This window comes from Delftia sp. GW456-R20, assembly GCF_001622915.1.
In the GTDB taxonomy this organism is placed as follows: Bacteria; Pseudomonadota; Gammaproteobacteria; order Burkholderiales; family Burkholderiaceae_C; genus Comamonas; species Comamonas acidovorans.
Genome location: NZ_LWCN01000004.1, coordinates 3,461,799 through 3,472,500 on the forward strand (window position 1 = coordinate 3,461,799; position 10,702 = coordinate 3,472,500).

The window sequence follows — 10,702 nt, forward strand, 5'->3', positions numbered from 1 at the left end:
TTGTCGCTCGAAGTTACATGCGTTGCGGGGCCGAGACGCCCAGCACTGCCAGGCCATTGTGCAATACCTGGCGCGTGGCCGAGATCAGCGCCAGGCGGGCGAGCTTGACCTTTTCGTCGTCCACCAGGATGCGTTCCGCGTCGTAGTAGCTGTGGTACAGCGAGGCCAGTTCGCGCAGGTAGAACGTCACGTCGTGCGGCGCATTGCCTTCTGCGGCCGAGGTCAGCATGGCCGGGTACTTGGCCAGCTGCAGCATCAGCGCCTGGGCCTGCGGGCCTTCCAGCGCCGACAGGTCCACGTCCTTGAGCGTGGCCGCGTCACCCCCCCAGGCGGCCAGCACCGAGCAGATGCGCGCATGGGCGTACTGCACGTAGTACACGGGATTGTCGTTGTTCTGGGCCACAGCCAGGTCCACGTCGAAGGTGTACTCGGTGTCGGGCTTGCGGGACAGCAGGAAGAAGCGCACCGCGTCCTTGCTGGTCCACTCGATCAGGTCGCGCAGCGTGACGTAGGAGCCGGCGCGCTTGCTGATCTTGACTTCCTCGCCGCCGCGCACCACGCGCACCATGGTGTGCAGCACATAGTCGGGATAGCCGGCAGGGATGCCCACGTCGGCGGCCTGCAGGCCGGCGCGCACGCGCGCGATGGTGCCGTGGTGGTCCGTGCCCTGGATGTTGACGACCTTGGAGTAGCCGCGCTTGAATTTTTGGATGTGGTAGGCGACATCGGGCACGAAGTACGTGTAGTTGCCGTCCTGCTTGCGCATCACGCGGTCCTTGTCGTCACCGTAGTCGGTGGACTTGAGCCAGAGCGCGCCGTCGAGTTCGTAGGTATGTCCGCCCGCAATCAGGCGCTGCACCGCGTCCTCGACATAGCCGTTGGTGTAGAGGCTGGATTCGAGGTAGTACTCGTCAAAGTGCAGGTTGAAGGCCTGCAGGTCCTTGTCCTGCTCGTTGCGCAGATAGGCGACGGCGAACTGGCGGATGTTGTCGTAGTCCTCGACATCGCCGTTGGCCGTGAATTCGCGGTCATCGGCCTTGACGGTCTTGCAGGCCTTGAAGTCGTCGGCGATGTCCTGGATGTAGGAGCCGTTGTAGAAGGCCTTGCTTGCCGGATTCTCGGGATCGATGGGCCAGCATTCGTCACCGGGCTTGAAGCCCTTGGCACGCAGCTGCGTGCTCTTGGTCAGCGTGTCGATCTGCACGCCCGCATCGTTGTAGTAGAACTCGCGGTGCACGCCCCAGCCCTGGGTGGCATAGAGGTTGCAGATGGCATCGCCCAGCGCGGCCTGGCGGCCATGGCCCACGTGCAGCGGGCCGGTGGGGTTGGCGGAGACGAACTCGACCAGCATCTTTGCGCCACGGTCGGCCAGCCAGCCGAACTTCTCGGCCTGCTCCAGCACTTCGCGGATGATTTGCTGCTTGGCGGCGGGCTTGAGGCGGATGTTCAGAAAGCCGGGGCCGGCGATCTCGATGGCATCGACCCAACGCTGGAAGGACGGCGTGGCCTCCAGTGCGGCCTTGAGCTGCTCGCCCAGCGAACGCGGGTTGAGCTTGAGCGGCTTGGCCAGCTGCATGGCGGCCGTGCAGGCGAAATCGCCATGCGCAGCCACCTTGGGGGATTCAAAAGCGGCACGGGCACCGGCGCCGGGCGACAAAGTTTCAAGCTCGCCGGCCAGAGCCGCGAGCAGTTCCTGTTTGACGGAGAGCATCGGCGGATTCTACGTGGCAGGCCCACCCCGTGCCGCCGGACAGGGAAACGGAGCCTACATGCCCCGCGCCCAGAACACCGCGACGACGGCGATCACGGGCACCACATGGGCCTGCCACATCACCCAGCGGCGCGTGCTGGCGACCTCGGCCGGCTGGGGCAGGCCCTGGCCGGCATCCAGCGCGCGGCGCCAGCGCCGAAAGGCCAGCGTGGGCTTGATCGACAGCAGTGCGCCGACGACAAACAAAGTCATCTTCAGATGAAACAGTGGCTGCGAGACGTACCAGGACATGCCCTTGACGCCCCACACCAGACGGGCGATGCCGGTGAGCACCAGGAAGACCACGGCAAGGCCATAGATCATGTCCAGCCGCGCCAGGCGCTGCACCACGGCGGCGTTCATCCACTCGCTGCGGCACAGCGCCGCCTGGCTGGACAGGAACACCACGAAGGTGAGGATGGCCAGCAGGTGGAGGCTGGCCAGGATGGCTTCTATCGTCATGGGGAATCCGTATAGAAATTGGGCCTCTTGGGCCAAGCGTCCATTACGCCAGAAACGGGGACTGCCATCGTGATGTCCGAGGCAATCGGTAGACCACTGCGGTCCGGTCAGCGCCCCAGTTCCGCGCGCACCCAGTCGTCCAGCAGCGTCTTTTCGTAGCGCAGGGGATCGTTGGGATAGAGGTCCGGGCGCATCATGAAGCTGGCGTCGCGCAGCTGGCGGCTGCCTTCTCGCAACAGCTTTCCATCGGCTCCCAGCAGCTTGAAGCGCAGGTCGATGCGCGGTGGGTAGATGTCGCGCACGATGCGCACATCGGCAGCCTGGGGCCCGCGCCAGGGCTCGAAGCCGCCTGCGCGCTGCACATCGGTGAGGTGAACTTCAAGCCGCTGGCCCTGGGGCAGCCTGGGCGCGGCACGCTCGGCCAGGAACTGGGCCAGCGCATCGACCCAGGCGCGGCGCGCCTTCTCGGACTCCTGGGGTCCGTTGCGCCCGGCGTCGAACCGCGAAGGATCGTCAAAGGTCACGCTCACGATGCCGGCAGGCACCGCGCCCTGCCGCATCCCGTCCGGCCGGCCCTGCCCCGGCACCTGGACGGCGCAGCCCGCCACCATGCCCAGGCAGGCGGCTCCCAGCGCCATGCGCATCCAGCGCCGCCGTCCTGGGGCCGCGCCCTGCGTTGCGGATACCGCTTTCGTCGCTATCGACACTGCCATGCTCATTCCTCCTTGCTGGGCGGCCGCTCAGGCCGCGTGGGTACGCCGCCAGAAATCCGGCTGCTCGTAATGGTGCTTGAGATAGTCGATCCACAGCCGCACACGCAGCGGCATGTGCTTGCGCTGGGGAAAGACGACAAAAATGCCATTGGGCGGTGCCGCGAATGTTTCGAGCACGGCCACCAGGCGGCCCGAGGTGATCTCGGCCTCGACCTCCCAGGTGCTGCGCCAGGCGATGCCCCAGCCGCCCAGGCACCAGTCGTGCAGTACCTGACCGTCGGAGCAGTCCAGCGGGCCGCCCGGCTTGAAGTGCACGACCTCGCTGGTGCCGCTGTCGGGATGGGGGATGCGGAAGGCCCAGCCACGCGTCTGCGAGGCGTCGCTGGACAGCGTCAGGCAGTCGTGCTGGGTCAACTCGCTGGGGTGGCGCGGCGTGCCCCGGCGCTCCAGATAGGCAGGCGTGGCCACGCACTGGCGCCGGTTGTCGGCAATGCGCACGCTGACCAGGGCCGAGTCGGGCAGATCGCCCACGCGCACCGCACAGTCAAAGCCTTCGCCGGCCAGATCGACCACGCGGTCGCTGAGGTTCAGGGAAATCGTCACATCCGGGTGCAGATCCCGAAAGAGCGGCACCAGGGGCGCCACATGCCGCCTGCCAAAGCCCGCCGGAGCCGTGATGCGCAGGTGGCCCGTGGCCTTGACCCCGCCCGCGCTGACACTGGCCTCGGCGTTGGACACATCGGACAGCAGGCGCTGGCAATCCTCAAGAAAGGCGCTGCCCTCATGCGTGAGGGAGATGCGCCGCGTGGTGCGCACCATGAGCTTGACGCCCAGGTGCTCTTCCAGGGCATCGAGGCGCCGCCCCATGATGGCCGGCGCCACGCCTTCCGCCTTGGCCGCCGCCGTGAGGCTGCCGCGCGTTGCCACCGATACGAATGACTCGAATGCCTTGAGCTTGTCCATGACCGCTGTCCGTTTCTTTTCCGTGTTCTTGTGGGGCATGCGACCGCACACCCGTCTCCTGTGACTCGCCTTTTTGCATAGTGGGCACTGGCTGTCCTCCATGTGCACCATGCATAGGGCTGCGCGCCAAAGCCGGCCGGTTTTGGCGCGCGCATAACCTTCCCACATTTTTGCGTAAAAGTCACGAGTTTTAAGATTTATGGTCTATTTATGTACGCAAATAAATCTAATAAAGTATTCCTTATAGTCAGGCCCGAAAAGGGTCTGCCAAGCCTTTCCATCCATCCAACCCGGGGTTCCCACCATGACCGATCGCACCCAAGCCCACAGCCTGCAGGTCGCTACAGAGCTGCACCGTTTCATCAATGAACAAGTGCTCCCGGGCACCGGTGTCGCTCCCGAGGCGTTCTGGAAAGGCTTCGACGCGATCGTCAACGATCTGGCTCCTCGCAATGCCGCCCTGCTGGCCGAGCGTGACCGCCTGCAGACCGAGCTGGACACCTGGCACAAGGCCCATCCCGGCCCCATCACCGACATGGCCGGCTACCAGCAATTCCTGACGCAGATCGGCTATCTGGTCGAGCAGCCCAAGGATGCCAAGGCCACCACCACCAATGTGGATGCGGAACTGGCCATCCAGGCCGGCCCCCAGCTGGTCGTGCCCATTCTCAACGCCCGCTATGCGCTGAACGCCGCCAACGCGCGCTGGGGTTCGCTGTATGACGCGCTGTACGGCACGGATGCCATCGGTGAAGACGGCGGCGCGGAAAAGGGCAAGGGCTACAACCCCGTGCGCGGCGCCAAGGTGATCGCCTTCGCACGTGATTTCCTGGACCAGGCCGCCCCGCTGGCCTCGGGCTCGCACAAGGATGCCGCCGGCTATCGCGTGGAAGCTGGCCAACTGGTCGTCGCACTCAAGAGCGGCGGCACCACGGGCCTGAAGAACACCGCCCAGTTCGTCGGCTACCAGGGTGATGCCGCAGCGCCCTCTTCCGTGCTGCTGCTCAACAACGGCCTGCACATCGACATCCGCATCGACAAGACCACGGCCATCGGCCAGACCGATGCCGCCGGCGTGGCCGACGTGGTGGTCGAAGCCGCCCTGTCCACCATCCTGGACCTGGAAGACTCCGTGGCCGCCGTGGATGCCGAAGACAAGGTGGTCGGCTATGCCAACTGGCTGGGCATCCTCAAGGGCACGCTGACCGAAACCTTCGACAAGGGCGGCAAGAGCATGACGCGCGGCCTGAACGCCGACCGCGAGTACACGGGCGCCGATGGCAAGCCCGTCAAGCTGCATGGCCGTTCGCTGATGTTCGTGCGTAATGTCGGCCACCTGATGACCAATCCGGCCATCCTCTGGGGCAACGGCAAGGAAATCCCCGAGGGCATCCTGGACGCCATGGTCACCACGGCCATCGCCGTCCACGACATCAAGGGTCTGGGCGCCAACGGCATCCGCAACTCGCGCACGGGCAGCGTCTACATCGTCAAGCCCAAGATGCACGGCCCCGCGGAAGCCGCCTTCGCCAGCGAGCTGTTCGGCCGCGTGGAAAAGGTCCTGGGCCTGCCCGAGAACACCGTCAAGCTGGGCATCATGGACGAGGAGCGCCGTACCAGCGTCAACCTCAAGGCCTGCATTGCCGCTGCCGCATCGCGCGTGGCCTTCATCAACACCGGCTTCCTGGACCGCACGGGCGACGAAATGCACACCGCCATGTATGCCGGCCCCATGGTTCGCAAGGCCGACATGAAGGGCAGCGCCTGGCTGGCCGCCTATGAGCGCAGCAACGTGCTCGTGGGCCTGGGCCTGGGCCTGCGCGGCAAGGCGCAGATCGGCAAGGGCATGTGGGCCATGCCCGACCTGATGAAGGCCATGCTGGAGCAAAAGATCGGCCACCCCAAGGCCGGCGCCAATACCGCCTGGGTGCCCTCGCCCACGGCCGCCACGCTGCACGCCCTGCACTACCACCAGGTCAACGTGGCCGAAGTGCAAAAGCAGCTGGAGCAGACCAATGCCGACGCCGAGCGCGCCACCATCCTGGCCGACCTGCTGCAGGTGCCCGTGGTCAAGGAAGACAAGTGGAGCGCCGCCGAGAAGCAGCAGGAGCTGGACAACAACGTCCAGGGCATCCTCGGCTACGTGGTGCGCTGGGTGGACCAGGGCGTGGGCTGCTCCAAGGTGCCCGACATCCACAACGTGGGCCTGATGGAAGACCGCGCCACGCTGCGCATCTCCAGCCAGCACATCGCCAACTGGCTGCAGCACGGCATCGTGACCGAGGCCCAGGTGCGCGAGACCTTCGAGCGCATGGCCGCCGTGGTCGACCAGCAGAACGCGGGCGATGCGCTGTACAAGCCCATGGCCGGCCACTTCGACACCTCGATGGCCTACCAGGCCGCCTGTGACCTGGTCTTCAAGGGCAAGGAGCAACCCAGTGGCTACACCGAGCCCCTTCTGCATGCCTGGCGCCTGAAGGTCAAGGCAGCCGCCTGACATCTGGCGGCGCCCAAGGCTGCAAAAGCACCCAGGCTTGCCTGAGGTGCTTTTTTCATGGACCTACACTCGGAACCACGATGAGTGCCCCTCCCTCCGATGCCAGCCTGTGTCCGCTGTGCGGCCGCAGCAATCAATGCGCCATTCTTGCGGGCGTTGATCCGCTGAACTGCTGGTGCGTGGACACGCCAGTGGCACCCGATGCACTGGCCCGCATTCCGGAGCCCCTGCGCAACAAGGCCTGCCTTTGCCCCGCCTGCGCGCTTGGCACCGACAGGCCTCGACCGCCCGCGTCGGCCGATATGATGTCGCCGACCCAACCCCCTAGAACTTGATCCCTGAGGAGATTGACATGCCCACGTACCACGTCGAAATGATGGAAGGCCGCACCGTCGAACAAAAGCGCAAGCTGGTCGAAGAGATCACGCGCGTCTCGGTTGAAGTCCTCGGTGGCTCGCCCGAATCGGTGGACATCCTGATCACCGACATCAAGCGCGAAAACTGGGCCACGGGCGGCAAGCTCTGGTCCGAACGCAGCTGAGGACTTTTCGCTCAGTGCATGCAAAAGGCAGCTTTGGCTGCCTTTTTTCATGAAACCTGGTCTTTAATCCCGTATTTCCATGAGTGCCTGCAGTGCACTCCCAGCCACCGTCCAGGGCACAGGCATGGAGGCATCTGGCTTCCAGTGCCTGGCAACGCCATCCATGGACACCTGGGTCAGGGCCACCTGGGTAGCCCCGGCGGCATGGGCCTGAACAGCCGCATCGGCCATGCACGCCACATAGCCGGCGACATCACCACTGCGAAAAAGAGCCCAGGCCCCTTCAACACATTGCAGCTGCATGCGTTGATCTGCGTTGCCTTGCTGCAGTTCTCCCATGAACAGATTGCGCGTGGCTTCGTACGTCGTGGGAGCGGCGCACAGCAGTGCAATGCGCGATTCGGGGTCACTTTGCAAGGCAGCGGCCACCTTGCGGGCCAGCATGCCATCGGCACGCCAGACCTTGCCACTGCGGCAATCCGCCACGGCCGGGCCCAGGGTCGAGCAGGTCAGCAGCACGGCATCGATATCGGCATGATCTGCCAGCGCATCGAGCTGCCCTGCCGTTTTCTGCCGAAGCGACGCATTCATGCCGCCAGCAGCCTCCGCCTCCAACAGCAGTTCCTCATGCACCTGATGAACGATTGAGTGGGCCGGCCAGCCCAGTTCGGCAGCAGCCTGCTCGAAGATCACGGCGTTGCTGTGCGCCGTATGCAGACAGAGGATGGGCATGGGTGTGTTCCGTTTTTTTGCCGTTGCCCCGCATTGTGCTTGCAGCTGCCGCGCCAGGCGTTAGGCTATGGCTTGAACTACGCAAACAACGATACCGCCATGTGCCAGCTGCTTGGAATGAACTGCAACACGCCCACCGACGTGCGCTTCAGCTTTTCGGGGTTCACCCAGCGGGCGGGCAATACCGGCGACCATACGGACGGCTGGGGCATCGCCTTCTTCGAGGACAAGGGCCTGCGCCACTTCGTCGGCTACGAGCGCGCCATCGACTCGCCCATCGCCAAGCTGATACGCGAGTACCCGATCAAGAGCCGCAACGTCATCGCCCACATCCGCAAGGCCACGCAGGGCGCGGTAAGCCTGCAGAACTGCCACCCCTTCGTGCGTGAACTGTGGGGTCGCAACTGGGTCTTTGCCCACAACGGAGATCTCAAGGGCTTCGCACCCAAACTGCACGCCCACTTCCATCCGGTAGGCAACACCGACAGCGAGCAGGCCTTCTGCTGGATTCTTCAGGAGCTCTGGAAGTCCCATGCCGGCCTGCCCAGCGTGCAGGAACTCACGCACACGCTGCGCGAACTGGCCAGGCGCATCTCTCCGCACGGTACCTTCAACTTCCTGCTGTCCAACGGAGAGGCGCTGTGGGCCCATGCCACCACACACCTGTGCTACATCGAGCGTCGCCACCCCTTTGCCCAGGCCCATCTGTCGGATGAGGACCTGACCGTGGACTTCGCCCGAGAGACCACACCACAGGACCGTGTGGCCATCATCGTCACAGCGCCGTTGACCAAGAATGAAACCTGGACATCAATCCAGTCGGGCGAACTCAAGGTCTTTGTACAGGGTGAATGCCTGCCGCTCTGAAGCATTGCGCATTCAGAATGAAAAAAGAGAGCGCGTCAGCGCTCTCTTTTTTTTGGGATGCCCGTTTTGGATGTTCGTTTTGGCTGTTTCCCCGTTTCCTGCACCCCAATGCAAAAAACCCCGTAGCTTTGGGCTACGGGGTTTTTTGGGCTGTAAGAGCCTGACGATGACCTACTTTCACACGGGAACCCGCACTATCATCGGCGCAAAGTCGTTTCACTGTCCTGTTCGGGATGGGAAGGAGTGGTACCAACTTGCTATGGTCATCAGGCATAACTTGTTGTCATGCTGCTCATGGAGCAACACAACGAATTCATAGAGTCTGTAATCAGCTTTGTATTTTGACTGCGCCTTACTTGGCATAACCACCTTGATGATCACGTCATCAAAGTTATAGGGTCAAGCCTCACGAGCAATTAGTATCAGTTAGCTTAACGCATTACTGCGCTTCCACACCTGACCTATCAACGTCCTGGTCTTGAACGACTCTTCAGGGGGCTCAAGGCCCCGGCAGATCTCATCTTGAAACGAGTTTCCCGCTTAGATGCTTTCAGCGGTTATCTCTTCCACACTTAGCTACTCGGCAATGCCACTGGCGTGACAACCGATACACCAGAGGTGTGTCCACTCCGGTCCTCTCGTACTAGGAGCAGGCTTCCTCAAATCTGCAGCGCCCACGGAAGATAGGGACCAAACTGTCTCACGACGTTTTAAACCCAGCTCACGTACCTCTTTAAATGGCGAACAGCCATACCCTTGGGACCGACTACAGCCCCAGGATGAGATGAGCCGACATCGAGGTGCCAAACACCGCCGTCGATATGAACTCTTGGGCGGTATCAGCCTGTTATCCCCAGAGTACCTTTTATCCGTTGAGCGATGGCCCTTCCATACAGAACCACCGGATCACTATGTCCTGCTTTCGCATCTGCTCGACTTGTCAGTCTCGCAGTTAAGCACGCTTATGCCATTGCACTATCGTCACGATGTCCGACCGTAACTAGCGTACCTTCGAACTCCTCCGTTACGCTTTGGGAGGAGACCGCCCCAGTCAAACTGCCTACCATGCACTGTCCCCGATCCCGATAAGGGACCTGGGTTAGAACCTCAAACGCACCAGGGTGGTATTTCAACGTCGGCTCCATGAGAACTAGCGTCCTCACTTCAAAGCCTCCCACCTATCCTACACAGATCCGTTCAAAATCCAATACAAAGCTACAGTAAAGGTTCATGGGGTCTTTCCGTCTTTCCGCGGGGAGATTGCATCATCACAAACATTTCAACTTCGCTGAGTCTCTGGAGGAGACAGTGTGGCCATCGTTACGCCATTCGTGCAGGTCGGAACTTACCCGACAAGGAATTTCGCTACCTTAGGACCGTTATAGTTACGGCCGCCGTTTACTGGGACTTCAATCAAGAGCTTGCACCCCATCATTTAATCTTCCAGCACCGGGCAGGCGTCACACCCTATACGTCCACTTTCGTGTTTGCAGAGTGCTGTGTTTTTATTAAACAGTCGCAGCCACCGATTTTTTGCAACCGCTTTGGGCTCCCTTTGTTCAAGTTCACCTACTTGCGGCATACCTTCTCCCGAAGTTACGGTATCAATTTGCCGAGTTCCTTCTCCAGAGTTCTCTCAAGCGCCTTAGAATACTCATCTCGCGCACCAGTGTCGGTTTGCGGTACGGTCGTGTGTAGCTGAAGCTTAGTGGCTTTTCCTGGAAGCAGGGTATCACTCACTTCGTCTGCAAGCAGACTCGTTATCACCCCTCATCTAAGCCCGGCGGATTTGCCTACCAGGCACGACTACAGGCTTGAACCAACATATCCAACAGTTGGCTGAGCTAACCTTCTCCGTCCCCACATCGCACTACACATCGGTACAGGAATATTGACCTGTTTCCCATCAGCTACGCATCTCTGCCTCGCCTTAGGGCCGACTCACCCTACGCCGATGAACGTTGCGTAGGAAACCTTGCGCTTACGGCGAGGGGCTTTTCACCCCTTTAACGCTACTCATGTCAGCATTCGCACTTCTGATACCTCCAGCACCCGTTACCAGGCACCTTCACAGGCTTACAGAACGCTCTCCTACCACTTGCAATAAATTGCAAATCCGCAGCTTCGGTAACTGGCTTAGCCCCGTTACATCTTCCGCGCAGGACGACTCGATCAGT

9 protein-coding genes and 2 rRNA genes (1 of these 11 running past the window's edge) are annotated in these 10,702 nt (G+C 62.1%); 4 read left to right on the forward strand and 7 right to left on the reverse strand.

What is annotated here, in order from left to right:
- Positions 1 to 13: 13 nt before the first annotated feature.
- The 4 genes from argS to A4F85_RS20810 all read right to left on the reverse strand — a co-directional run bounded on the left by argS (position 14) and on the right by A4F85_RS20810 (position 3,888).
- Positions 14 to 1,711 (reverse strand): arginine--tRNA ligase, encoded by a 1,698-nt coding sequence (argS, locus tag A4F85_RS20795; protein WP_063327623.1) that lies wholly within the window; start codon positions 1,709 to 1,711, stop codon positions 14 to 16.
- A 54-nt stretch (positions 1,712 to 1,765) separates the two neighbouring features.
- Entirely contained in the window at positions 1,766 to 2,212 is a 447-nt protein-coding gene (locus A4F85_RS20800) for a DUF2214 family protein (protein WP_012202600.1), read from the reverse strand.
- Positions 2,213 to 2,319: 107 nt separating this feature from the next.
- On the reverse strand, positions 2,320 to 2,925 hold the full coding sequence (locus A4F85_RS20805) for a DUF3016 domain-containing protein (RefSeq protein WP_063328048.1): 606 nt from the start codon (positions 2,923 to 2,925) through the stop codon (positions 2,320 to 2,322).
- A 27-nt stretch (positions 2,926 to 2,952) separates the two neighbouring features.
- Positions 2,953 to 3,888, reverse strand: coding sequence for a LysR family transcriptional regulator (locus tag A4F85_RS20810; protein WP_013804758.1), 936 nt, complete (start codon positions 3,886 to 3,888; stop codon positions 2,953 to 2,955).
- A gap of 304 nt (positions 3,889 to 4,192) precedes the next feature.
- Here A4F85_RS20810 and A4F85_RS20815 point away from each other — a divergent pair, with 304 nt between their 5' ends.
- The 3 genes from A4F85_RS20815 (at position 4,193) to A4F85_RS20820 (ending at position 6,926) form a co-directional block, all read left to right on the forward strand.
- Positions 4,193 to 6,385, forward strand: coding sequence for a malate synthase G (locus A4F85_RS20815; RefSeq protein WP_012202597.1), 2,193 nt, complete (start codon positions 4,193 to 4,195; stop codon positions 6,383 to 6,385).
- A gap of 80 nt (positions 6,386 to 6,465) precedes the next feature.
- On the forward strand, positions 6,466 to 6,720 hold the full coding sequence (locus A4F85_RS29820; RefSeq protein WP_082848241.1) for a cysteine-rich CWC family protein: 255 nt from the start codon (positions 6,466 to 6,468) through the stop codon (positions 6,718 to 6,720).
- Between the two features lie 17 nt (positions 6,721 to 6,737).
- Positions 6,738 to 6,926, forward strand: a complete 189-nt coding sequence (locus A4F85_RS20820) for a 4-oxalocrotonate tautomerase (protein WP_012202595.1) — start codon at positions 6,738 to 6,740, stop codon at positions 6,924 to 6,926.
- Between the two features lie 63 nt (positions 6,927 to 6,989).
- On the opposite strand, the gene A4F85_RS20825 is transcribed toward A4F85_RS20820, so the two are convergent.
- Positions 6,990 to 7,658 carry a hypothetical protein gene (locus A4F85_RS20825; protein ID WP_043825932.1) on the reverse strand — a complete coding sequence of 223 codons (669 nt, stop codon included), beginning with the start codon at positions 7,656 to 7,658 and terminating at the stop codon, positions 6,990 to 6,992.
- 99 nt (positions 7,659 to 7,757) lie between these two features.
- On the opposite strand from A4F85_RS20825, the gene A4F85_RS20830 reads away from it, so the two are divergent.
- Positions 7,758 to 8,525: a class II glutamine amidotransferase gene (locus tag A4F85_RS20830; RefSeq protein ID WP_012202593.1), complete on the forward strand. Its 768-nt coding sequence runs from the start codon at positions 7,758 to 7,760 to the stop codon at positions 8,523 to 8,525.
- A 158-nt stretch (positions 8,526 to 8,683) separates the two neighbouring features.
- On the opposite strand, the gene rrf is transcribed toward A4F85_RS20830, so the two are convergent.
- Together rrf and A4F85_RS20840 are read right to left on the reverse strand one after the other, a co-directional pair.
- A 5S ribosomal RNA gene (rrf, locus tag A4F85_RS20835) occupies positions 8,684 to 8,796 on the reverse strand.
- A gap of 124 nt (positions 8,797 to 8,920) precedes the next feature.
- A 23S ribosomal RNA gene (locus A4F85_RS20840) occupies positions 8,921 to 10,702 on the reverse strand; it runs 1,090 nt beyond the window's last position.